The following is a 23,874-nucleotide window of genomic DNA, read 5'->3' as shown; positions in this document are numbered from 1 at the left end:
TCAGTGCATCCGCTCGAGAGGGAGCACAGCGCCGGGGTTGAGGACACCGGCGGGGTCGAGTTCGCGCTTGATGGCGGAGAGGATGCGGATGCCGGTCTCGCCGATCTCCTGACGGAGCCAGGGCGCATGATCCCTGCCGACCGCATGGTGGTGGCTGATGGTCCCGCCCGAGCCGATGATCGCATCGTTGACGCGCGCTTTCACCGCGTCCCACACCCGGAGCGGCTCTGCACGGAGGGCGGCGAGCACCGTGAAGTACAGCGACGCCCCACTCGGGTAGATGTGGGACACATGGCACATGACGTAAGACTTCGCACCGACGTCGGCGAAGCCGGCCTTGAGCGCCGACTCGACGGCCGAACGCAGCGCCTGCAGGTTCGACCAGGTCGTCGCGGTCTCGAGCGTCTCGCAGAAGACTCCGGCGTCGAGCAGCGAATCGCGCAGGTAGGGGCCGTCGAATCGGCCCTTCCGCCATTCCTCGGCCGGCCCTTCGCCCGCAGAGACCCCTCCAGCGGCAGCGAGTCGGGCTCCTGTCCGGGCGCGCCGCTCGGCGATGTCCTCTCCTTCGTAGACCGTCACCACGCTCGCGCCCTTCGCGAGGGCCTTGCCGATCCTGCCGACCTGGGCGAGACTCACCGCGGTCTCCGCCTCATCCGACAGTCGGATGACGGTGGGGCCGCCACCCTGCTGGGCGACCCCGCGGAGTCCCTCGGCACCGCTCGCGAAGTCGGGGAAGGACCACGACTCGAACATCCGGTCGCGCGGGATCGGGCGCACACGCACCCGTACCTCGGTGATCACACCGAAGATGCCCTCCGAACCGAGGAAGATCCTGATCAGGTCGGGCCCCGCCGCGGACCCCGGAGAGCGTCCGAGTTCGATGTCACCCGTGGGTGTCGCCACCCTGATCCCGGTGACCATCGTGTCGAAGCGCCCGTTGCCCGCGGAGTTCTGCCCCGACGACCGCGCCGCCGCGAATCCTCCGATAGTGGCGTAGCGGAAGCTCTGGGGGAAGTGGCCGAGCTCGAATCCGCGCGCAGACAGCAGCGCCTCCACCTCCGGCCCCGTCGTTCCCGCCGCCAGCACCGCATCCCCGCTGATCTCATCGAGCCGGATCAGACCGCTCAGGCGTCGCAGATCGAGGCTCACGACAGCGTGGTGCGGGCCCCGTTCGGGATCCAGCGCTCCGACGACACTCGTACCGCCACCGAACGGGATCACCGCGATCCCCCGTGCGACGGCGACGTCGAGGCACGCTCGGACTTCTGCATGATCCGCGGGACGAAGGACGGCGTCCGGCGCGTCCTGATGGACCTCGCGGCGCCGGAGGAGGTCCGGTGTCGACCGCCCGCCGGCGTGACGGATACGCGCCTCGGCGGCGGCATCGACGTTCTCCGGGCCGACCGCGGTGCAGAAGGCCGCATGGTCCTCATCGGTCAAGCGTGAGGGTGCCAACTGCACATGTGCCAGCTCCACGGCGGGCTCGGGCTTGCGTACCCGCCCGAGCAGCATCGGAAGCAACGCTCGCACGGCGAGCGGCAGGTCCTTCGCCTTCGCCGGATCACCCCAGCCGTTCCATCTCATCGACGGGTCCGCATCGACCACGACATCTCCTTGCGCCATGCGTTACAGTGTGACACATCATGGAAGAACGTCAACCTCCCGGGGATGCGACACAGACCCGGATCCTCGATGCCGCCGACGACCTCCTCGAACGGCGCGGCGTCCGCGGTGTCACGATCGCAGAGCTCGCGCGTCGCTCTGAGCTGAGCCGCCCCACGATCTACCGCAACTGGGCTGACGCCGACGATGTCGTCCGCTCGACGCTCCTGCGCAGGGTCGAACGCATCCTGAGCGCGCTCCCCGCCAGAGTGCACACCAGTGCGGCGCTCGTCGACGACATCCTGCTGTTCACCGCCCTCTTCCGCCGCGATCCGCTCTTCGCGCGCCTGCTCGCGGATGAACCCGAAGCCTTCACCCGATACACGCTCGAACGGGTGGGATCGAGCCAGCGCCTGATCCTGCAGTGGCTGACCACCGCGATCGACACCGCGCAGGCTCAGGACTCGGTCCGCCCGGCGCCGCCCTCGGAGATCGCGGTGATGCTCCTGCTCGTGGCCCAATCCGCGGTGCTGTCGCATGGGACCGTGTCGGAGCTGATCTCCGAGGACGCGTGGGAACGCGAACTGCGGGCGGCACTCGACGGACTGCTCCGGCCATGATGTCCGCGTCGTCCGCACTGAACGTCGCGCGGCGACGCGCGGAGTTGGCGCGGTCCGCGGAGGAGAAGGTCGACGTCCTCGTGGTCGGCGGCGGAATCACCGGCGCGGGCGTCGCTCTCGATGCGGCATCCCGCGGGCTTCGCGTCACCCTGATCGAGGCGGAGGATCTCGCCTTCGGTACCAGCCGCTTCAGCTCGAAACTCGTACACGGTGGACTGCGCTACCTTGCGACCGGTGACTTCGAGACAGCGAAGGAGAGCGCGCTCGAACGGCATCTGCTCCTGACGACGATCGCCCCGCATCTGATCCACCCGCTCGGACAACTCCTCCCGTTCGCATCCGGCATCTCGTTGCGTCAGCGCGTCGCGGGCGCGGTGGGCATGGGAATGGGCGACCTGCTTCGGATGCGGGCGCGTACGCCCCGCGCGGCCCTCTCCGCCCCCTCGTTCGTGTCGGCCCGCTCGGCGACCCGCTTGGTGCCCGCACTGGATCCACGAGGCCTCCGCGGCGGCATGCTGTCCTACGACGGCCAGCTCGTCGACGACGCCAGGCTCGTCACGACCGTCGCCCGGACAGCAGCGGCACTCGGCGCCCGCATCCTCACCCGGGTACGCGCCGTCGCCCTGCGCGGCGATGGGGCATCCGTGGAGGAGACGACCACCGGCGAGCGGTTCGAGATCCGCGCACACGCCGTCATCAATGCGACGGGTGTCTGGGCAGGAGGGCTCGACCAGACGATCCGCGTGCGGCCGAGTCGAGGAACGCACATCGTGCTGGACGCCGCCGATCTCGGGAACCCGACGGCCGCGCTCACCATCCCACACGAGGGATCGATCAGTCGCTATATCTTCGCTCTGCCGCAGGCACACGGCCGCATGATCGTCGGCCTCACGGATGAGGACGCACCCGGTCCGGTGCCTCAGGTCGCTGAGCCGACGGAACGCGAGATCGAGTTCCTCCTGTCCAGCCTCAACCGCGTCGTCGCCACGTCGATCCGGCGTGACCAGGTGCACGGTGCCTTCGCAGGGCTGCGCCCCTTGGTCGACAGCGGCAGCGGCACGACAGCGGACGTCTCGCGGAAGCACCTGGTGACGACGGCCGACGACGGCTTCATCACCGTGCTCGGCGGAAAGCTGACGACCTATCGGAGAATGGCCGAGGATGCGGTCGATGTCGCCGTCCGCACTCGCGCATTGCCGGCATCGCCCAGCAGAACCTCCTCGCTCCGGCTCGTCGACCGAGTGGTCGCCGGCTCCGACGAGGTGATCGACGCGTCCACCGGCCTGACCCATGCTGAGGTCGACTTCGCGGTGCGCGTCGAGGGGGCGCTGACCGTCGAGGACGTGCTCGATCGCCGTACGCGCATCGGTCTCGTCGCCGCCGATCGCGAACGCTGCCGACCGATCATCGCACCGATCGTCGCGCACACGCTCGCCGACCTCGGCTGAACGATCAGACGCCGTATCAGCGGCTTTCGCGCAAAGGCAGATCGATCGTCCCGGTCTCCCCTGCGTGACGCGCCTTCGGGATCCGGGTGCCGAGCACCTGGGACACGATGTCCTGGGCGATCTTCGGCGCTGTCAGACCCGCGTCACCGAGGATCTGGTCCCGTGACGCGTGATCGATGAACTCGTCAGGGAGGCCCAGCTCGTCGACAGCGGTGTCGATCCCGGCCTCGCGGAGCACCTGCCGCACTCGCGTTCCGATCCCGCCGACGCGGATGCCGTCTTCCAACGTGATCACGAGGCGGTGGTGAGCGGCCAGCTCGACGATCGACGGCTGCACCGGGATGGCCCAACGCGGATCGATGACGGTCGCCCCGATCCCCTGCGCCCGCAGCCTGTCGGCGACATCCAGCGCGAGTTCGGCGAAGGGACCGATCGCCACGACCAGCACGTCCTCGGATTCACCACGGGCGAGCACGTCGACACCGTCATGCAGCCTCTCGATCGCCGGAAGGTCTGGCGCCACCTCCCCCTTCGGGAATCGGATGACGGTCGGCGCATCATCGACCTCCACGGCTTCTTCGAGCGCTTCGGTCAGCCGAGCGCCGTCGCGAGGAGCCGCGATGCGGATGTGGGGAACGATCTGCAGCATCGCCAGGTCCCACATGCCGTGGTGGCTGGGGCCGTCAGGGCCGGTCACGCCGGCACGGTCGAGCACGAAGGTGACGCCCGCGCGGTGGAGCGCGACATCCATCAGGACCTGGTCGAAAGCACGACCCATGAAGGTGGCGTACAGCGCGACCACGGGGTGCAGCCCACCGAAGGCGAGTCCGGCGGCCGACGCCACCGCGTGCTGCTCGGCGATGCCCACGTCGTACACCCGATCCGGGAACCGCTCGGCGAACGGCGCGAGACCCGTCGGTCGCAGCATCGCGGCCGTCATCGCGATGACATCGTTCCGGCGCTCCCCCACCGAGACCAGAGCATCGGAGAAGACGTCGGTCCAGCCGCGCCCCCCCGATGACAGAGTCTCACCGGTCGTCGGATCGATCTTGCCGACGGCGTGGAACTGGTCCGCCTCGTCATCACGCGCAGGCTGGTAGCCGCGGCCCTTCTCGGTGATCGTGTGGACGATGACCGGCGCGCCGTACGACTTCGCGAGCTCGAGCGTCTCGAGGAGGGCGGGAAGATCGTGCCCGTCGACCGGGCCGAGGTACTTGATGTCGAGGTTCGAGTACAGCGCCTCGTTGTTGGCGAAACGGGAGAGGAACCCGTGTGTGCCGCCCCGGACACCGCGGAACACGGCACGCCCCACCGGACCGAAGGCGCGGAACAGTCGGTCCGACTTGCGGTGGAGATCCTTGTACGCGGCAGCGGTACGCACGCGGTTGAGATACCGCGACATGCCGCCGATCGTCGGCGCATACGAACGGCCGTTGTCGTTGACGACGATCACCAGGTTGCGGTCGTTGTCGTCGGAGATGTTGTTCAACGCCTCCCAGGTCATGCCGCCGGTGAGCGCGCCGTCGCCGACGACGGCGACGACATGACGATCTGCACGCCCCGTCGCCGTCAGCGCCCGGGAGATGCCATCTGCCCAGCTGAGCGAACTCGACGCGTGCGAGGACTCCACCACATCATGGTCACTCTCGCCGCGCTGCGGATAGCCGGCGAGTCCGCCGCGCACCCGGAGCCCTGAGAAGTCCTGTCGCCCGGTGAGCAGCTTGTGCACGTAGGACTGGTGGCCGGTGTCGAAGATGAACGGATCGTCGGGCGAGGAGAAAACCCGGTGCAGAGCGATGGTCAGCTCGACGACGCCCAGGTTAGGGCCGAGATGGCCGCCGGTGCGGGACACGTTCTCGACGAGGAAGGTGCGGATCTCCGCGGCGAGTTCTGCGAGCTGATCCGTCGACAGTGCATCCAGATCACGGGGTCCTGAGATGCTCGGAAGTATGGGCATCTGCGCCTCCTCACAGGCTTCACCGGAAGCGTCGGACAGGGCGCCGACGCCATCCCGATCCTATCGCGCTCACACGTGAGAACCGGGTGAGCGAGCACCCCCTTGACAGGACGATGGGGCTCGGGTCCGAAGACCCGAGCCCCATCGTCGCCCCGATCAGACCAGCGAACGCAGCACGTACTGCAGGATGCCGCCGTTGCGGTAGTAGTCGGCCTCACCGGGGGTGTCGATGCGGACGACCGCGTCGAACTCCACCGGCTGCTTGCCCTCGGGCGAGTTCTCGCTCGGGGTGGCCGTGACCTTGACCGTCTTCGGCGTGACCCCGTTGTTGAGCTCTTCCAGACCCGAGATCGAGACGATCTCGGTGCCGTCGAGACCCAGCGACTCCCAGCTCTCGCCGGCGGGGAACTGCAGCGGGACGACACCCATGCCGATCAGGTTCGAGCGGTGGATGCGCTCGAAGCTCTCGGTGATGACCGCCTTGACGCCCAGCAGGCTCGTGCCCTTGGCCGCCCAGTCACGCGACGAACCCGAGCCGTACTCCTTGCCACCGAAGATGACGAGCGGCGTGCCCTGCGCCTGGTAGTTCATGCTCGCGTCGTAGATGTACGACTGCGGCCCACCCGGCTGGGTGAAGTCACGCGTGAATCCACCCTCGACGACCTGTCCGTCGTTGACGGCCGCGACCATCGCGTTCTTCAGACGGATGTTCGCGAAGGTGCCGCGGATCATGACCTCGTGGTTGCCGCGACGCGAGCCGAAGGAGTTGAAGTCCTTGCGGTCGACGCCGTGCTCGGTGAGGTACTGGGCCGCGGGCGTACCGGGCTTGATGTTTCCGGCCGGCGAGATGTGGTCGGTGGTGACCGAGTCGCCGAGCGTCGCCATGACGCGAGCGCCCTCGATGTCCTTCACCGGGGTGAGCTCCATCGTCATGCCGTCGAAGTACGGAGCCTTGCGGACGTAGGTCGAGTTCTCGTCCCACTGGAAGATCGCGTCATCCGGGGTGGGCAGGCTGCGCCAGCGCTCGTCGCCGTCGAAGACCGTCGCGTACTGCTTGATGAACTGGTCTCGCGAGATGGACGAGTCGACGATCTCCTGCACCTCGTCGGGCGTCGGCCAGATGTCCTTCAGGAAGACGTCTTCGCCGTCGGTGCCCTTGCCGAGCGCGTCGTTCTCGAAGTCGAAGTGCATCGAGCCGGCGAGAGCGTACGCGATCACCAGCGGCGGGCTGGCGAGGTAGTTCATCTTCACGTCGGGGCTGATGCGTCCCTCGAAGTTGCGGTTACCGGAGAGGACCGCCGTGACGGCGAGGTCGTGCGAGTTGATCGCCTCCGACACCTCTTCGATCAGCGGACCCGAGTTGCCGATGCAGATCGTGCAGCCGTAGCCGACGGTGTAGAAGCCGAGGCCCTCGAGGTCCTTGTCGAGACCGGACTTCTCGTAGTAGTCGGTGACCACCTTCGAGCCCGGGCCGAGCGTGGTCTTCACCCAGGGCTTCTGCTTCAGGCCCTTCTCGAGCGCCTTGCGTGCGACGAGGCCGGCGGCGATCATCACCGACGGGTTCGACGTGTTGGTGCAGGAGGTGATGGCCGCGAGGGTGACCGCGCCGTTGTCGAGGATGTACTTCTCCCCCGACGGCGTGGTGACCGGCACGGGCTTCGAGGCATTGGCGGGAGCACCGCTGTTGATGTGCACCGGACGCGTGGACGGCTCCTCGTCACCGGGTGCCTGACCGGGGTCGGACGCCGGGAACGAATGCTTCGACTCGAGGTCGACGATCGAGTCCGAGGTGGACGGCGACGCGTAGCTCAGGATGTCCTGCTCGAACTGCGACTTCGCCTCGGAGAGGAGGATGCGGTCCTGCGGGCGCTTCGGACCCGCGATCGACGGGACGACCGTGCCGAGGTCGAGCTCGAGGTACTCGCTGAAGGTCGGCTCGTGCGCGGCATTGTGCCAGAGCTTCTGCTCCTTGGCATACGCCTCGACCAGCGCGACGGCCTCCTCGCTGCGGCCGGTGAGGCGCAGGTAGTCGAGCGTCACGTCGTCGATCGGGAAGATCGCGGCGGTGGAGCCGAACTCCGGAGACATGTTGCCGATGGTGGCGCGGTTGGCGAGCGGAACGGAAGCGACGCCTTCGCCGTAGAACTCGACGAACTTGCCGACCACACCGTGCTTGCGCAGCATGTCGGTGATCGTGAGCACGACGTCGGTCGCGGTCACGCCGGCGGGGATCTCGCCGGACAGCTTGAAGCCGACGACGCGCGGGATGAGCATCGACACGGGCTGACCGAGCATCGCGGCCTCGGCCTCGATACCGCCGACGCCCCAGCCGAGCACGCCGAGGCCGTTGACCATGGTGGTGTGCGAGTCGGTGCCGACGCAGGTGTCGGGGTAGGCGCGGAGCACGCCGTTGACGTCGCGGTCGTAGATGACCTTGGCGAGGTGCTCGATGTTCACCTGGTGGACGATGCCGGTTCCCGGCGGGACGACCTTGAAGTCGCTGAACGCCGTCTGACCCCAGCGCAGGAACTGGTACCGCTCCCCGTTGCGCTCGTACTCGATCTCGACGTTGCGCTCGAGGGCGTTCTCCGAGCCGAACAGGTCGGCGATGACAGAGTGGTCGATGACCATCTCGGCGGGCGAGAGCGGGTTGATCTTGTTCGCGTCGCCACCGAGTGCCGTGACGGCCTCACGCATGGTGGCGAGGTCGACGATGCAGGGGACGCCGGTGAAGTCCTGCATGACCACGCGCGCCGGCGTGAACTGGATCTCGGTGCTGGGCTCTGCCGCGGCATCCCACGATCCCAGCGCCTCGATCTGCGCCTTCGTCACGTTCGCGCCATCCTCGGTGCGAAGCAGGTTCTCCAGGAGGACCTTGAGACTGAAGGGGAGCTTCTCGAAACCGGGCACCGTGTCGATGCGGAAGATCTCATAGTCGGTGCTGCCGACTGTCAGGGTGCTCTTGGCACCGAAGCTGTTCACCGTGGACACGAATCCGTCTCCTTCTATTCGGATGGGAGCGACAGGCGCCTCCATCTTGCTCGCCAGCGAGCCCCTGCGGCTAGCAAGGCGGACCTAACCAGTCTGCTCCGCGCAGCCCGCGGGCGAAAGCCTGCGATTTATCTTGATATCAAGATAAATCTATCACGCCTCGGAGGCATCCTCGCGCGCCGGCTCTCGCGGGTGCAGAGCGCGGACGACCAGCCAGGTCACCGCGATGAGGGGAGCGAACAACGGCAACCCCATGACGAGCTTGAGGGTGCCGAGGGCGGTGACGTCTCCCGCGAGATAGAGCGGCAGCTGCACGGCGAGACGCGCGAAGAACAGCGCAGCCCACGCGATCCCGAGCCAGAAGTAGGCGCGGCGCTTGCGGCGGTCACTGCGCCACGTCGTGCCCTCCCCCATCAGGAATCCGACCGCGAGGCCGATCAGCGACCATCCGATCAGGGCCGACACCAGGATCACCGATCCGTACACCGCGTTCGTGATGAGTCCGGGAACGAAGTTGTCCGCCCCTCGACCGGTCCACAGCGCGAGGGCGGCGGCGGCCACAGCAGCGATGAGACCGCCGAGCGCGGCCGACGGCGGCGACTTCTGCAGGAGTCGTACGACCGTGAAGACCGCCGCGAGCCCGACCGAGACGCCGAGCGACAGGATCAGCGGTTCGGGGCGGATCGTGAAGATGATGACGAATGCGAGGCTGGGCAGCACCGATTCGAGGATGCCGCGCCACCCACCCATCGCGGACCACACGACCTTGTGGGTGCTCGAACTCTCCGCCGGGTCGAGGCCCGCCCGGCGAGCAGCACCGCCGAGCGCCTCACCGAGGATCTCGGAGGTGCGCTTCTCTCGCTCGGGGTCCTGGTCCGGGGTGCTCACGCGGATCCCGGGGTCGCCGGCATCTTGAGCGGGATCAGGTCGCGAGGGGGCATCGGCGAGCCGCCGCGGACGACGACGATCGATCGGAAGAGATCCTCGACCTTCGCACCCGCCTCCGGATCCGACGCGCCTGCTCCCCCGATGACTCCACGAAGGAACCATCGCGGACCGTCGATGCCGATGAAGCGCGCGAGACGCAGGCCGGACCCCTCGCTCGCGGTGGCGGGAACCTCGGCGAGGAGTTCCTTGCCGAGCGGACCCTCGCGCTCTTCGACGCGACCGCCCTGCGCCTTGACCTGGTCGCGCAGCTGCACACGGGTCTCGTCCCACAGACCGCCCGATCGCGGTGCGGCGAACGGCTGCACCTGCAGCGAGGAGTCCGCGTAGTCGAGCCCCACGGCGACGATGCGCTTGGTCTGCTCCTCGACCTCGAGCCGAAGGTTCAGGCCCTCCCTGGGGAGAATCTTGATCCCACCGAGGTCGATGTAGGGACGAACCGGATTCGCCTCGGAATCGTCGAAGGGCCCCTCGGTGGCGCGGTTCTCGGGCGCCGACTTCGGGGAAGTCTCGTTGTTGTCAGTCATTGGCCTGCCCTGCTTCGTTCTGCGTGTGCCCCGCCTGGTAGCCGGTGGAGCCGAATCCGCCGGCGCCGCGGACGCTCTCCGGCAGCTCATCGACCGGAAGGAACGTGGCGCGAGTCACCGGCATGATGATCAGCTGTGCGATGCGATCGCCGACCGCCACATCGTACGCGCTGTGGATATCGGTGTTGATCAGACTCACCTTGATCTCGCCCCGATATCCGGCGTCGACCGTCCCGGGCGAGTTCACGATCGAGATCCCGTGCTTGGCTGCGAGACCGCTGCGCGGAACCACGAACGCGGCGTAACCGTCGGGAAGGGCGATACGGACGCCCGTGCCGACGAGCGCGCGCTCGCCCGGTCCGAGATGCACGGCCTCGGCCGCCACCAGATCAGCGCCGGCATCACCCGGATGCGCGTATCCGGGCACCGCCGCGGCGATAATGGGGATATCAACGGAATCGGTCACCCCATGAGGCTAATGCAGAACACCGGCACAGACACACGCCCGCGCTATCGCGAACGACTCGCTCCCAGCCTGTGGCTGCTGGTCACCGTCGCGGTGGCGGGGCCGATGGTGTCGCTCGTCTTCGTCCCGATCGGATCGACGGTCGCGCTCGTCGTCGGAGCGGCCGTCTCCGCGCTCCTGGTGCTGACGTTCGTCGCCGCGACGCCGGTCGTGTCCGTCGAGGGCGCCATCCTGCGCGCCGGCCGCGCACATATCGATGTCGCGCACCTCGGCGATCCCGTGGCGCTGACCGGAGCGGATGCGCGTCATGCACGCGGGCCCGGACTCCCGGCGCGTGGTTGGCATCTCATCCGCGGTGGGATCGACGGCATCGTCGTCGTGCCGAATCTCGATGTCGACGACCCGGTCGACGCCTGGACCATCTCCACGCGGACTCCGGACCGCCTGGCCGCAGCGATCCGCGCGGCGCAGACCGGCGCCTGACCGGAGACGACAGCGCGCCCCGGACCACGATGGTCGGGGGCGCGTGAGACGTCGCTCGAAGGGCTGCTACGCAGCGCACTCCTTGCAGATGGGCCCGGATGCGCCCTCGTGGTCGAGCTGCGAGCGGTGCTTCACGAGGAAGCAGCTCATGCATGTGAACTCGTCCTGCTGCGCGGGCAGCACGACGACATCGAGCTCGAGGTCGGAAAGGTCGGCACCCGGAAGGTCGAAGCTCGACGGGTTGTCGGAGTCTTCGTCCCCGCTTGAGCCGGAGTTCTTGTCCGGCACACGCTCCTTCAGGGCTTCGATCGACTCGGAGTCGTCTTCGCTCTTTCGGGGGGCGTCGTAATCGGTTGCCATGCGGTAGATCTCCACTTTCATGGTGCGAGTGGGTGGTGCGCCGTCGGGTATTCGGCGGCCATAGTTTGCACGACCCGAGGTCATAACGCAAATGCTCGTCCGTGCGACAGAGGAAACTCACGGCACGCCCACGCTATTCCCGGTCACGAGCCCCCTCGCGTGACACCATGAACGGACACCCATCAGAGGGGCATTCGCATGGAAAACGTCACCATCGTCGGCACAGAAGCAGGAGTCCTCGTACTCGCGACCGAGTCGGGCGAGCGGTTCGCGCTGCCCATCGACGACATGCTGCAGCGCGAGATCCGTCGCGCCACCCGACAGGCCGAGCCGACCGCTCAGAAACTTGCGGCGAGCCCTCGTGACATCCAGGCCCAGATCCGCGCCGGGCTGACGGCTCCCGAAGTCGCCGAGCTGCTCGGGATCAGCGTCGAGGACGTCGCGCGGTTCGAAGGTCCGGTCCTCGCCGAGCGAGAGCACATCATCGGCCAGGCTCTCGCTGTGCCGGTCTTGATCGGCAGCGAGGTCGAGCCCGATGCGCAGCCCACCTTCGGCGTCGCCGTCCGCGCCAAGCTGGCCGAGATCGAGGCGACTGCAGAGCGCTGGGCCAGTTGGAAAGAGGACTCCGGCTGGACCATCAAACTCGAGTTCACGGCCAACGATGTCGAACACGACGCGCGCTGGAGCTTCGATCCTCGCCGCAGTGCACTGTCACCCCTGAACGCCGACGCGACCCAGCTCTCACGGCAGGGATCCCTGCCGGAGGGGCTCATCCCGCGACTGCGTGCGGTCGACGCCGAACGCACGACCTCGCCCTACAAGGATGAGAGCCGCTTCGATTCGGGGGCGTTCGGTCCGCGTCTCCTGCCGACTCCGGAGGCGGAGTTCGAAGATCCCTCCCTCCCGGAGCGCTCCGATCTCGCGGCGCAGGACGCCGCGATCAAGCGTGCGCCCTCGACACCGAGCACGAACCCCGAGACGGCCGACCTGCTCGAGGCCCTTCGACGCCGTCGCGGACAGCGCGAAACGGCTCCGCTGCTCGACGACGTCGAGGACGCAGAACGCTCCGACCCGATCTCCCTCTTCGACGCGCTGGATCAGCCGGAAGAGGAGCCGGAGGCATCGACGCCCGCATCGTCGCAGCCCACACCCACGGATTCCGGCGAGTCCGGTGGGCGCCGTCGCCGTCGAAACGCGATGCCCTCGTGGGACGAGATCGTCTTCGGCGCTCGCACGGATGAATGACGCCACATCGTCGTCGCCGCGCCGACGACGATCAGCGGGCGAAAGCCCCGAGTCTGATCAGCGGAACCTGACGCTCCTCGGGCGTGAGAGCGCCGTGTTGACCGATCATCGCCCGCCCGCGTTGGTCGGCGGCCGTGCCGTCGTACACGGCCCAGGTTCCGCGCGCGATCACCAGCACGTCACCGATCCGTGACGCTGCGGCATCGGTGACCGTCGGGCCGAAGAGGCGCGCATCCACCGCGTCTCCGCGGGTGAGGACATCGGCGGACCCTTGGAGGTCGGAACGCCAGCGCGTCATCACCTCAGCGACATCGACCTCAGGCTCGAGGTAGGCGTGCAGCATCCGGGGTTCGCCCCCCAGATGACGGATCCCCGTGAGATGCGCTTCCTCCAGGACGATCTGACGTTTCTGCGGCACGTCGACCATCCCGTGGTCGGACGTGACGAGAACGCCGACCCCTGGAGGCACGCGTGCGGAGAGCGCCGCATCGACGTCCTCGAGCGCCGCAACCCACTCCCGCGAAGCGATCCCGTGCTTGTGGCCGGCTTTGTCGACCTCGGGGAGGTAGCAGTAGACGAGCGCCCCAGGATGGGTCTGAGCGAGTGCGTAGGCGGCTTCGATCCGGGATGCCGCGGTGTCCGCCGCGACGAACTCCGCGCCACGAAGAGTCGCCTTCGTGAAACCGCTGTGCGCATAGGCGGCCAGACCGACGGCGAAGCTCTCGTGACCGCGGCGTCCGGCGCGCTCGAAGATCGTGGGCGCCGCCTGCCAGACGAGCGGATCGATCCCGTCGCTCTCCCAGCCGCTGAGCTGGTTGACGAGTACGTCGCGACTCGGGTCGAGCACGCGGTACCCCACGAGGCCATGCGCGCCCGGCCACACTCCGGTGACGATGCTGGTGAGGGCCGCGGCCGTCGTCGAGGGGAACACCGACTGGGCGACGTCCTTCTTCGCCATGCCCGCCGTCAGCGCCCGCGCGTGTCCGGCGTGTCCCCGAAGGCTGATCGCGCCGAGCCCGTCGATGACGACGAGGACGACCGATTCCGCAGGGGGCAGCACCTCGGACTCGCCGCGCAGGGCGGCGAACAGGTCCGCCGCCACCCCGACGACGCTCCGGGCGCTCGAAGAGTCGGACGGTAGCATGAAGGACATCCGAGCCAGTCTGACACAGGCTCCCGTACGCCCTCAGGAAGTCCATGCCGAAAACCCCGCCGCCCGAGCCCGTCGAGGAACGCATCCAGGACATCGACCTCTCCACGGAGATGCAGGGTTCGTTCCTCGAATACGCGTATTCGGTGATCTACTCGCGCGCCCTGCCCGACGCCCGCGATGGCCTCAAGCCCGTCCAGCGCCGCATCCTCTACCAGATGGCCGAGATGGGCCTGCGCCCGGATCGCGGCCATGTGAAGAGCGCTCGCGTCGTCGGTGAGGTCATGGGGAAGCTCCACCCCCACGGCGACTCCGCGATCTACGACGCGCTCGTGCGCCTCGCCCAGGAGTGGGCGTTGCGCGTCCCGCTCGTCGACGGCCACGGCAACTTCGGCTCCCTGGATGACGGTCCGGCCGCCGCGCGCTACACCGAAGCCCGACTGGCCGCCGCCGCACTCGCCCTCACCGAGAACCTCGATGAGGATGTCGTCGACTTCATCCCGAACTACGACGGACAGTTCCAGCAGCCGGCCGTACTGCCGGCCGCGTTCCCGAACCTCCTCGTCAACGGTGCCAGCGGCATCGCGGTCGGCATGGCCACGAACATGGCCCCGCACAACCTCATCGAGGTCGTGGCGGCGGCGACCCACCTGCTGGAGAATCCGGACGCCACGACCGAAGAGCTCATGGAGTTCGTACCCGGGCCGGACTTCCCCTCCGGGGGCATCCTGATGGGTCTGGACGGCGTCAAGGACGCGTACACGAACGGACGTGGCGCCCTCAAGGTCCGGGGCAAGACGTCCATCGAACCTCTGGGCCCGCGGCGCACCGGCATCATCGTCTCGGAACTGCCGTACATGGTCGGTCCCGAGCGTCTGATCGAGAAGATCCGCGATGCCGTACAGGCGAAGAAGCTGCAGGGCATCAGTGATGTCACCGACCTCACCGACCGCAACCATGGACTGCGCGTCGCCATCGGCGTGAAGACGGGCTTCGACCCGAACGCCGTCCTCGAGCAGCTGTACCGCCTGACGCCGCTCGAAGACTCCTTCAGCATCAACAACGTCGCGCTCGTCGAGGGCCAGCCGCGCACGCTCGGTCTCAAGGAGATGCTGAGCGTCTACGTCGGGCATCGCCTCGAGGTGATCACCCGGCGCAGCCGGTACCGTCTCGCGCGCCGTGAGGAGCGCCTGCACCTCGTCGAGGGATTGCTCATCGCGATCCTCGACATCGACGAGGTCATCCAGGTCATCCGCTCCTCCGACGACTCCGAGCAGGCCCGCACCCGGCTGCGTTCGGTGTTCGATCTGAGTGAGCTCCAGGCCGAGTACATCCTCGAGCTGCGGCTGCGTCGCCTGACGAAGTTCTCGCGGATCGAGCTCGAGAGCGAGCGCGACGCGTTGCTGGCTGAGATCGCCTCGCTCCGTGAACTCCTCGGGAGCCCCGTGTTGCTCCGCGCGGCGGTCGCGAGAGAGCTGGATGCCGCTGCCGACGCCTACGGCACACCTCGCCGGACGCTCCTGATGAACGCGGCTCCCCCGAAGCCCCGGGCGACCAAGGGCGCGGTCGACCTGCAGATCGCCGATGCCCCCACGGTGCTCGTCCTCTCGACCACCGGCAGAGCCGTGCGCGTCGATCTCGGAGAGGGCCAGGAGCTCACGGTTCCGGCGCGTCGGAGCAAGCACGATGCCATCCTCGCGACGGTCGAGACCACGGTACGCGCCGAGATCGGAGCGCTGACGAGTCTCGGCCGAGTCGTACGGTTCTCCCCCGTCGACCTTCCCTCCGTCCCCTCCTCCTCGGTGCAGTTGGCGGCCGGTACGCCGTTGCGCGACTACCTGGGCATCACGACCAAGAACGAGCGTGTCCTCGGCTTCGTGCGCTTCGACAGCGACATCCCGATCGCTCTCGGCACCGCCCAGGGCACGGTGAAGCGCGTCGTTCCGTCCTCACTCCCCGCGCGCCCCGATCTCGAAGTCATCGGCCTGAAGGCCGGTGACACGGTCATCGGCGCGGCGGAGGCAGCGGATGACTCCGAGATGGTGTTCGTGACGACCGACGCGCGGCTGCTCCATTTCCCGTCGTCATCCGTACGTCCCCAAGGTGCCCCCGCCGGAGGTATGGCCGGGGTCAAGCTCGGCCCCGGGACCTCCGTCCTCTTCTTCGGCGTGGTCGATCCGACAAGCGATGCCGTGGTCGCCACGGTCTCTGGCGGCGAGAGCATCCTGCCGGGAACGGATCCGGGTCGCGCGAAGGTGTCGTCGTTCGCTGAGTACCCCGCCAAGGGGCGCGCGACGGGTGGCGTGCGCGCGCACGCCTTCTTGAAGGGCGAGGATCGGCTCACGGTCGCGTGGGTGGGCCCCGGTCCGGCGCAGGCCGTGGACCCGACCGGTGCGGTGCGCAAGCTCCCCGAGTCCGGTGCCCGTCGCGACGCCTCCGGCCAGCCCATCGACGGCGTGATCGGGACCATCGGACGCACGATCGTGTGACGTCGTCCGGGAGGCCTCCGTCACCGGCGGCCTCCCGGACGCCCCGCGATCAGTTCAGGTCAGGCGTCGATCGACTCGCGCGAGAGCCGGTCGGAGGACTCGATGATGAACTCGCGCCGCGGGGCGACCTCGTTGCCCATCAGCAGCTCGAACATACGGCCTGCCGCCTCCGCATCCTCCATGCGCACCCGACGCAGCAGACGCCCGGAGCGGTCCATGGTCGTGTTGGCCAGCTGCTCGGCATCCATCTCTCCGAGTCCCTTGTAGCGCTGGATCGGCTCGTGCCAGCGCTTGCCGGCCTTGCGGAGCTTGGTGAGCAGGGCCTGCATCTCCTGCTCGCTGTAGGTGTAGATCGTCTCGTTGGGCTTCGAGCCCGGGTTCATCACGATCACCCGATGCAGCGGGGGAACGGCAGCGAAGACACGGCCATCCTCGATCAGCGGCCGCATGTAGCGGAAGAACAGGGTGAGCAACAGTGTGCGGATGTGCGCGCCGTCCACGTCGGCGTCGCTCATCAGGATGATCTTCCCGTAGCGTGCCGCGCTGAGATCGAACGTCCGGCCCGAGCCGGCGCCGATCACCTGGATGATCGATGCGCACTCCGCGTTCGAGAGCATGTCCCCCACGGAAGCCTTCTGCACATTGAGGATCTTGCCGCGGATCGGGAGGAGGGCTTGGAACTCGCTGTTGCGTGCGTTCTTGGCCGTGCCGAGAGCCGAGTCGCCCTCGACGATGAACAGCTCGCTGCGATCGACCTCGTTGGTGCGGCAGTCGACCAGCTTCGTCGGAAGCGTCGAGGACTCGAGCGCATTCTTGCGTCGCTGCGTCTCCTTGTGGGCGCGCGCCGAGACACGGGCCTTCATCTCCGAGACGATCTTGTCCAGGAGCTGTGATGCCTGGTTCTTGTCGTCGCGCTTGGTCGACGTGAAGCGCTGGGCGAGATCCTTGCGGATCACCTGCGCCACGATCTGTCGAACGGCCGGCGTCCCGAGGACCTCTTTGGTCTGGCCCTCGAACTGCGGCTCCGGAACGTTGACCGTGAGCACCGCGGTGAGTCCGGCCAGCACGTCGTCCTTCTCGAGCTTGTCGTTGCCGACCTTGAGGCGGCGGGCGTTCTGCTCGACCTGTGTCCGGAGGACCTTGAGGAGTTCCTGTTCGAAGCCCTGCTGGTGGGTTCCGCCCTTGGGCGTCGCGATGATATTGACGAACGAGCGGACCCGGGTGTCGTAGCCGGTTCCCCAGCGCAGCGCGATGTCGACCGCGCAGACACGCTCGACCTCGGTGGCGATCATGTGACCGTCCGCTTGGAGCACCGGGACGGTCTCCTTGAACGTGCCTTCTCCCTGGATGCGCCAGGTGTCGGTCACAGGAGGGTCGATCGCCAGGTAGTCGACGAACTCGGAGATACCGCCTTCATAGAGGTACGAGGTCTCCACGGGCACGGGGGCCGCGACGGGCCCGGCGCCCTCCTCCTCGGTGACGTTCGAGAGCTCGGGGACGGCGACGGCGCGCTCATCCTTCACCACGATCTCGAGACCGGGAACGAGGAAGGCGGTCTGCCGCGCACGGGTCTCGAGCTCAGCGAGTTGGAACGCCGCGTCCTTCGTGAAGATCTGACGATCCGCCCAGTAACGGACCCGCGTGCCGGTGACACCTCGTGGCGCCTTGCCGACGACCCGCAGCTCGCTCTTCTCCTCGAAGGGAGTGAACGGCGCGTCAGGACGCTTCTCGCCGGAGTCCGTGAAGATGCCCGGTTCGCCGCGGTGGAAGGACATCGCATAGGTCTTGCCACTGCGGTCGACCTCGACGTCGAGCCGCTCGGAGAGCGCATTCACCACCGAGGCACCGACGCCATGCAGACCACCGGACGCAGCGTACGAGCCACCTCCGAACTTCCCACCCGCGTGCAGCTTCGTGTAGACGACCTCGACACCGCTCAGACCGGTCCGGGGTTCGACGTCGACGGGGATTCCGCGCCCGCGGTCGTGCACCTCCACACTGCCGTCGCTGTGCAGGATGATGTCGATCTTCGAGCCGTTGCCCGCCACCGCTTCGTCGACGGAGTTGTCGATGATCTCCCAGAGGCAGTGCATGAGACCCGGGGAGCCGTTCGACCCGATGTACATACCCGGGCGTTTGCGGACAGCCTCGAGCCCCTCAAGCACCTGGAGGTGGTGGGCAGAATACTCGGCATTCACAATCTCCGAGTCTATTCTCGCCACCTCTGCTCGGGCTGCCGACACTCCCCACGCGGAGCGAGTCCGAGGCGCACGCGTACGCGCTGAGCGAAACACGCCGCAAACCGGGCATGCACACAGGTACAGCGTGGTTGTATTGACCAAATCACGAAGCGAAGCCGACACCCGAGGAGGCACCGAGATGAACGCAACGACCGAACGTGACACCTCCACCGTCGAGTTCCGCCTGACCGCCATGGATCGTTGTGATTCCTGCGGTGCGCAGGCGTACATCGCCGCCGAGGTGAACGGCTCCGAGCTCCTGTTCTGCGCCCACCACGGCCGCAAGTACGAAGAGAAGCTCCGCAGCGTCGCCACCAGCTGGCACGACGAGACCGCGCGTCTCGTCGAAGCCGTCTGATCACCCTCGACGGGCCAGGGGTCAGTCGATCACGACCCTGCGCACTCGCGCGGTGAGCCGGGTGAGGATCTCTTCGCCGACCGTGTCGATCCGCTCGGCGAGCGTGGTCGCGGAAGACTCCCCGGATTCGCCCGCGCCGAACAGCGTCACTTCGTCGCCGACCCGGGCTCCCGGCCAGCGGTCGACGATCGACGTCGTCTGACCCACGGCGGTGAGCACTCGGGCTCCACCGGGAGTCCCCACGCTCGCTCCGCCCAAGGTCGACGGGAGACCGTCGAAGCTGCCGATAGCGATCACGGCATCGTCATCGGCGACCTCGACGACCGTGGCCACGAGGCTTGCTGCAGGTCGCACACCCTCGAGGTCCGGGCCGTCCGCGGATCGGATGCCGTAGCAGAACGCTCCGATGCGCGAGACCGAGCCACGCAGCTCCGGTCGCCACCAGGATGCCGCCGACGCGGTCAGGTGCAATGCGCGCGGAACCGGACCCGACTCCCCCACCACTCGCACGGCGTCCAGGAACACTGCCTGCGCCTCGTCGTCCTCCGCATCGCTCGCCTCAGCGATGTGGCTCCAGACCCCCTCCAATTCGAGGAGTCCTGCGGCCTCCGCCCCCCTGGCCTCGGAGACGACGTCGGCCCAGTCCTCCGGGAGTATGCCGTTGCGGTGCAGGCCCGTGTCGATCTTGAGGTGCACGCGCGCCCGTGCGCCCAGCGCCTCCGCGCGGGCGATGATCCGTCGCAGATACTCGGCGGTGCCGACTCCGAGATCGATGCGGTGCAGCAGGGCGTCATCGACCTCCGCGTCCGTCGAAGTGGCCCAGGCGAAGATGCGCGCGTCTCCTCCGACGACGCGCCGAACCTCTGAGCCGCCCGCGATGTCGTAGCTCCCGAACCAGTCGACGCCCGCCTTCGACGCCGCCTCGACCGCCCATGCGAGCCCATGCCCGTAGGCATCGTCCTTGAGCACGAGCATGAGGGTCGACGGTGCGATCCGCGCCTTGACGGCATCGACGTTCGCGCGGAAGACGTCACTGCTGATCCGCAGCTGCGGGCGGATCATGCCTCCCACCCCCGCACAGCGTGCGCGCCCGCGACCGTGACGAGTTCCGCCGCCGTCAGCCCGGTGATCGCGCTCCATCGGGCGACTGCGGCCTTGGCCGTGCCCCACCCACCGAAATAGGTGACCTCCGATCCGGGCGCGATGTCGATCTCCGGGCCTTCCAGGTCCACGACGCAGACATCCATCGCGACCCGTCCGATGATGGGTCGCGCGGTCCCGGCGAGGTCGACGTGTGCGTGATTGCCGAGGGCACGGACGATCCCTTGCGCATAACCGCCCGTCACCAACGCCACGGTGGTCTCCGCGGGCGCACGAAAGGTGTATCCGTACGACACCGCATCCCCGGCGCGCAAGCGTTTGGTGGACATCACTCGGCCGCTGAGGCGCATCACCGGCTGCGTCGAGAGGACTCCGCGCTCGTCCGGCAGCCCGTAGAGCAGAGTCGGGTCGATATCCGCCTCAACCGAGGTGACCCCGACGATTCCCTCCAACCGCAGCGCCTCGATCTCACCGACGGAATCGACCAGCACCCGTTCGGCGCCGGCTGCGGTCACCGCCTGCGCGACGGCGAGGATTCCGTGGCCCCAGGCATCGCGTCGCAGATCCGCGATACGTCCTCCTGCGCGCACTGCCGCCGACGCCCCTGCCGCCAGCGCCGAGCGGGAGATCATCGCGAAAGGCAGGGCGCTGGAAGTCGTCTCACACACGTCCTCCACCCTAGCTTCCGCCTCCCAGGTGGACCTCCGAGTCCCCCGTAGACTGGTGGGGACCCCGACCCTGGAGCCATATGTCTCGTCTTTCCCTCGCGCCCCGCATCCGCTACCTGCTGGGACGTGCTCGCCGCATCGACGTCGGATCGGTGGTGGAACGGGCCAAGGAGGCATCGGAACAGCACCACAAGGCCGTCCCTGCCATCGTCGTCGACATGCTCTGGTCCGCGGCCCGGCACAACGTCGGGTTCCAGGACTACATCGACTACGACTTCGCCATGCTCACCAAGGCGGAGCGCGAGACCTACATGACCCACCCCGTGTCGAACCAGCTCTCGCAGCGATTCGACCACCCTGACTACCGCTGGATCTTCCAGGACAAGGTCGAGTTCGACAAGCAGTTCTCCCCCTTCCTGAAACGCGAGTGGATGACGGTCGAGGAAGGCAACGCCGATGCGGTACGCGAGCTCACCGAGCGCCTCGGCACGATCGTCACGAAGGAGCCGGTCGGGCAGGCGGGAACCGGTGTACATCGCTATCACGCGGCGGACATCGACGACTGGGACGAGTTCCATCGCGGACTGCTGGACCGCGGCGAGCTTCTCATCGAAGAGGTGATCCGGCAGCACGACGCTCTGGCCGCCGTCTGCCCCGGCACTGTGAACACGACGCGCATCACCGCCTTCTTCGACGGTGAGAAAGCACACATCCTCGCGATCGCGCAGAAGTTCGGCCGTGGCGCCGTCAGCGACCAGATGACCTTCGGCGGCTTCTACACGATGCTCGACCAGAACGGACACGCGATCGGCGCCGGGTACGACTCCCACGGACATGTGCACGAGACGCATCCGGATTCCGGCTTCCGCATCGCCGACTTCCAGCTGCCGTACATGGAGGAGGTTCGCGCCTTCATCGACGACGTCGCGCGCGTCGTGCCGCAGGTGCAGTACGTGGGCTGGGACATCGTGGTCTCCCCCGACGGCCCCGTGCTCGTGGAAGGCAACTGGGGAGCCGGAGTGTACGAGAACAAGCCCAGCGTGACCGGCATCCGTACCGGCCACAAGCCGCGCTACCGCGAGGTCATCGGCTTCTGAGGAAACGCAGAAGGCCCCGGATGCTCTGCGCATCCGGGGCCTTCTCCGTAGATCTGAGCGAGTCAGACCGCGCGGACGATCCCGAGCGGCGTGGACTCCAGTCCCTGACCGAGCGGGTTGTCACCGAGGATCTTCACGAGCCGGTGCTCACCGTTCTTGTCGAGCGTCGAGCCGAGGATGTTGCCACCCAGGTCGTTGATGTCGACGACGGCGACCTCTGCCTCTCCACCGATCAACGCCTTCAGCCGAGCGGCGACGCCATCCGGGTCCTTGGGTCCGAGCACGACCGCCTCGTTGTAGGGCGGGATCGTGTGCTTGGTGGGACCGTCGATGGCACGCGCCTTGTCACCCGCGATGCGGTAGAAGTCACCACGGCGACCGAACGCTTTGGTGACGGCGGCCACGGCGGACGCGAAAAGGATACGGGGCGTGCCGCATTCGCGGAGCGCCATCTCCATCGTCTCGGGCATGCCGAGTCCGATCCCGTACGGCGTGCGCGTGACGTACTTCGAGAGGAAGAGCGCGAGCTTGCGCGGCTTGATCTCGTCGAGACGGTACGACCGACCCTGGGTGATCGCCACGATCTTCTCGGTCACGAACAGCAGGTCACCCGGCTGCACCGCATCCTTCGCATACTCCGTGATGATCGCGTCGAGGTCGTCCTCGGGCATGACCACACGGGTGCGCAGCGGGATACGCGCATAGCTCGTGCCGTCGACGACCGTCTCAAGCGCCTTGCCGTCGTTCGCCTGGCTCATTCGAGGTAGTCCCGCAGCGACTGCGAGCGGCTCGGGTGCCGGAGCTTCGCCATGGTCTTCGACTCGATCTGACGGATGCGCTCGCGCGTCACCCCGAACGTGTCGCCGATCTGGTCGAGGGTCTTCGGCTGACCGTCACCCAGGCCGAAGCGCATGCGGATCACACCAGCTTCGCGCTCGGACAGCGAGTCCAGGAGCTGCTCGAGCTGGCGCTGCAGCATGGTGAAGCCCACGGCATCCGCCGGCACGACGGCCTCGGTGTCTTCGATGAGATCACCGAACTCGCTGTCGCCGTCCTCACCGAGCGGCGTGTGCAGCGAGATCGGCTCGCGGCCGTACTTCTGGACCTCGACGACCTTCTCCGGCGTCATGTCGAGCTCACGGCTGAGCTCTTCCGGGGTGGGCTCGCGTCCCAGGTCCTGGAGCATCTGACGCTGCACGCGGGCGAGCTTGTTGATGACCTCGACCATGTGCACCGGGATACGGATCGTGCGGGCCTGGTCGGCCATCGCGCGCGTGATCGCCTGACGGATCCACCAGGTGGCGTACGTCGAGAACTTGAAGCCCTTGGTGTAGTCGAACTTCTCGACCGCGCGGATGAGACCGAGGTTGCCCTCCTGGATCAGGTCCAGGAACTGCATGCCGCGGCCCGTGTAGCGCTTCGCGAGCGAGACGACGAGTCGGAGGTTCGCTCCGAGCAGGTGACTCTTCGCGCGCTGACCGTCGCGGGCGACCCACTGCAGGTCGAGACCGAGCTGACTCGTCTTCTCGGCCGGCGTCATCGCTGACAGTTTCTCCTCGGCGAAGAGACCGGCTTCGATGCGCATCGCGAGCTCGACCTCTTCGGCGGCGTTCAGCAGAGCGACCTTACCGATCTGCTTCAGGTAGTCCTTGACCGGATCAGCCGTGGCGCCGGTGATCTGCGTCGAGTAGACCGGCACGTCTTCGTCGTCGTTGGACGAGATGACGATCGCGCCGGTCGGCAGCGGCTCGGTGAACTTCGGCTTGGAGTCCTCGTCCTCTTCGTCGGCGTCCTCCGCAGCGACGACAGGGGCCTCGTCTTCTTCGACGACGTCGTCGGACTTCTTCTTCTTGACCGGGGCGCGCTTGGCAGCAGCGCGCTTGGCAGCGCTCAAGGGCGCGGGCTTCTCAGACGCTTCGGCCTCGACCTGGGCGTCGACGGCGGTCTCAGCGGCAGCCTTCTTCGTCCGGGTGTTCTTCGTCGTGGCAGGAGTCACGTTTCGCCTTTCACGGGGCGAATCTCTCACCCCGGGACATTTCGGACACTAGTAAGACCCTTGTCAAGTCCAGCGCTCGAAAACGCCGATTGACAACGGGTCAGAGTCCTAGTATCGCACACGTGTGGCGA

Annotated in this window: 20 protein-coding genes; 7 read left to right on the top strand and 13 right to left on the bottom strand. The window is 67.5% G+C overall.

Annotation, left to right across the window (positions count from 1 at the left end; translation table 11 throughout):
* A complete protein-coding gene (locus LVJ59_RS01735; RefSeq protein WP_232761790.1) occupies positions 1 to 1,623 on the bottom strand; it encodes an FAD-binding oxidoreductase in 1,623 nt (540 codons plus the stop codon).
* Between the two features lie 20 nt (positions 1,624 to 1,643).
* On the opposite strand from LVJ59_RS01735, the gene LVJ59_RS01730 reads away from it, so the two are divergent.
* A complete protein-coding gene (locus LVJ59_RS01730; RefSeq protein ID WP_232761789.1) occupies positions 1,644 to 2,222 on the top strand; it encodes a TetR/AcrR family transcriptional regulator in 579 nt (192 codons plus the stop codon).
* Entirely contained in the window at positions 2,219 to 3,670 is a 1,452-nt protein-coding gene (locus LVJ59_RS01725; RefSeq protein ID WP_232761788.1) for a glycerol-3-phosphate dehydrogenase/oxidase, read from the top strand. The genes LVJ59_RS01730 and LVJ59_RS01725 overlap by 4 nt, the downstream gene beginning before the upstream one ends.
* Before the next feature lie 16 nt (positions 3,671 to 3,686).
* On the opposite strand, the gene dxs is transcribed toward LVJ59_RS01725, so the two are convergent.
* From dxs to dut, 5 genes are all read right to left on the bottom strand, one after another.
* Entirely contained in the window at positions 3,687 to 5,627 is a 1,941-nt protein-coding gene (gene dxs, locus LVJ59_RS01720; protein WP_232761787.1) for a 1-deoxy-D-xylulose-5-phosphate synthase, read from the bottom strand.
* Positions 5,628 to 5,783: 156 nt separating this feature from the next.
* Positions 5,784 to 8,618 (bottom strand): aconitate hydratase, encoded by a 2,835-nt coding sequence (locus LVJ59_RS01715; protein WP_374199017.1) that lies wholly within the window; start codon positions 8,616 to 8,618, stop codon positions 5,784 to 5,786.
* Between the two features lie 153 nt (positions 8,619 to 8,771).
* Complete coding sequence (locus tag LVJ59_RS01710) at positions 8,772 to 9,506, bottom strand: DUF3159 domain-containing protein (RefSeq protein ID WP_134353779.1); 735 nt, start codon at positions 9,504 to 9,506, stop codon at positions 8,772 to 8,774.
* Entirely contained in the window at positions 9,503 to 10,090 is a 588-nt protein-coding gene (locus LVJ59_RS01705) for a DUF3710 domain-containing protein (RefSeq protein ID WP_047519423.1), read from the bottom strand. Before LVJ59_RS01705 ends, LVJ59_RS01710 begins: the two co-directional genes overlap by 4 nt.
* Positions 10,083 to 10,556: a dUTP diphosphatase gene (dut, locus tag LVJ59_RS01700; protein WP_131491128.1), complete on the bottom strand. Its 474-nt coding sequence runs from the start codon at positions 10,554 to 10,556 to the stop codon at positions 10,083 to 10,085. The genes LVJ59_RS01705 and dut overlap by 8 nt, the downstream gene beginning before the upstream one ends.
* A gap of 12 nt (positions 10,557 to 10,568) precedes the next feature.
* Here dut and LVJ59_RS01695 point away from each other — a divergent pair, with 12 nt between their 5' ends.
* Positions 10,569 to 11,039 (top strand): DUF3093 domain-containing protein, encoded by a 471-nt coding sequence (locus LVJ59_RS01695; protein ID WP_232763133.1) that lies wholly within the window; start codon positions 10,569 to 10,571, stop codon positions 11,037 to 11,039.
* A gap of 66 nt (positions 11,040 to 11,105) precedes the next feature.
* Here the strand turns inward: LVJ59_RS01695 and LVJ59_RS01690 are convergent, their stop codons facing one another.
* Positions 11,106 to 11,399, bottom strand: coding sequence for a DUF4193 domain-containing protein (locus LVJ59_RS01690; RefSeq protein WP_046747247.1), 294 nt, complete (start codon positions 11,397 to 11,399; stop codon positions 11,106 to 11,108).
* Between the two features lie 198 nt (positions 11,400 to 11,597).
* Between LVJ59_RS01690 and sepH the strand changes: the two genes are divergently transcribed.
* Complete coding sequence (sepH, locus tag LVJ59_RS01685; RefSeq protein ID WP_232761785.1) at positions 11,598 to 12,644, top strand: septation protein SepH; 1,047 nt, start codon at positions 11,598 to 11,600, stop codon at positions 12,642 to 12,644.
* 31 nt (positions 12,645 to 12,675) lie between these two features.
* Here sepH and LVJ59_RS01680 read toward each other — a convergent pair whose 3' ends face one another.
* A complete protein-coding gene (locus LVJ59_RS01680) occupies positions 12,676 to 13,797 on the bottom strand; it encodes an alkaline phosphatase family protein (RefSeq protein ID WP_232761784.1) in 1,122 nt (373 codons plus the stop codon).
* 44 nt (positions 13,798 to 13,841) lie between these two features.
* On the opposite strand from LVJ59_RS01680, the gene LVJ59_RS01675 reads away from it, so the two are divergent.
* On the top strand, positions 13,842 to 16,283 hold the full coding sequence (locus LVJ59_RS01675) for a DNA topoisomerase (ATP-hydrolyzing) subunit A (RefSeq protein WP_232761783.1): 2,442 nt from the start codon (positions 13,842 to 13,844) through the stop codon (positions 16,281 to 16,283).
* Between the two features lie 59 nt (positions 16,284 to 16,342).
* Here LVJ59_RS01675 and LVJ59_RS01670 read toward each other — a convergent pair whose 3' ends face one another.
* Positions 16,343 to 18,481 carry a type IIA DNA topoisomerase subunit B gene (locus LVJ59_RS01670; RefSeq protein ID WP_374199016.1) on the bottom strand — a complete coding sequence of 713 codons (2,139 nt, stop codon included), beginning with the start codon at positions 18,479 to 18,481 and terminating at the stop codon, positions 16,343 to 16,345.
* A 181-nt stretch (positions 18,482 to 18,662) separates the two neighbouring features.
* Between LVJ59_RS01670 and LVJ59_RS01665 the strand changes: the two genes are divergently transcribed.
* Entirely contained in the window at positions 18,663 to 18,881 is a 219-nt protein-coding gene (locus LVJ59_RS01665) for a hypothetical protein (RefSeq protein ID WP_232761782.1), read from the top strand.
* A 21-nt stretch (positions 18,882 to 18,902) separates the two neighbouring features.
* Here the strand turns inward: LVJ59_RS01665 and LVJ59_RS01660 are convergent, their stop codons facing one another.
* Positions 18,903 to 19,943 carry an alanine racemase gene (locus tag LVJ59_RS01660; RefSeq protein ID WP_232761781.1) on the bottom strand — a complete coding sequence of 347 codons (1,041 nt, stop codon included), beginning with the start codon at positions 19,941 to 19,943 and terminating at the stop codon, positions 18,903 to 18,905.
* Entirely contained in the window at positions 19,940 to 20,650 is a 711-nt protein-coding gene (locus tag LVJ59_RS01655; RefSeq protein WP_232761780.1) for an alanine racemase, read from the bottom strand. Before LVJ59_RS01655 ends, LVJ59_RS01660 begins: the two co-directional genes overlap by 4 nt.
* Before the next feature lie 80 nt (positions 20,651 to 20,730).
* Between LVJ59_RS01655 and LVJ59_RS01650 the strand changes: the two genes are divergently transcribed.
* Entirely contained in the window at positions 20,731 to 21,747 is a 1,017-nt protein-coding gene (locus LVJ59_RS01650) for a sugar-transfer associated ATP-grasp domain-containing protein (RefSeq protein ID WP_047519407.1), read from the top strand.
* A 62-nt stretch (positions 21,748 to 21,809) separates the two neighbouring features.
* Here the strand turns inward: LVJ59_RS01650 and LVJ59_RS01645 are convergent, their stop codons facing one another.
* The gene (locus LVJ59_RS01645) at positions 21,810 to 22,505 is read right to left on the bottom strand and encodes a coenzyme F420-0:L-glutamate ligase (protein ID WP_232761779.1); all 696 of its coding nucleotides are present in this window, start codon (positions 22,503 to 22,505) and stop codon (positions 21,810 to 21,812) included.
* Positions 22,502 to 23,743: an RNA polymerase sigma factor gene (locus tag LVJ59_RS01640; RefSeq protein ID WP_047519402.1), complete on the bottom strand. Its 1,242-nt coding sequence runs from the start codon at positions 23,741 to 23,743 to the stop codon at positions 22,502 to 22,504. The genes LVJ59_RS01645 and LVJ59_RS01640 overlap by 4 nt, the downstream gene beginning before the upstream one ends.
* Positions 23,744 to 23,874 lie beyond the last annotated feature (131 nt).

Source organism: Microbacterium sp. KKR3/1, assembly GCF_021272365.1.
Taxonomy (GTDB): Bacteria; Actinomycetota; Actinomycetes; order Actinomycetales; family Microbacteriaceae; genus Microbacterium; species Microbacterium aurugineum.
This window is presented reverse-complemented; position numbering and strand designations above follow the sequence as displayed.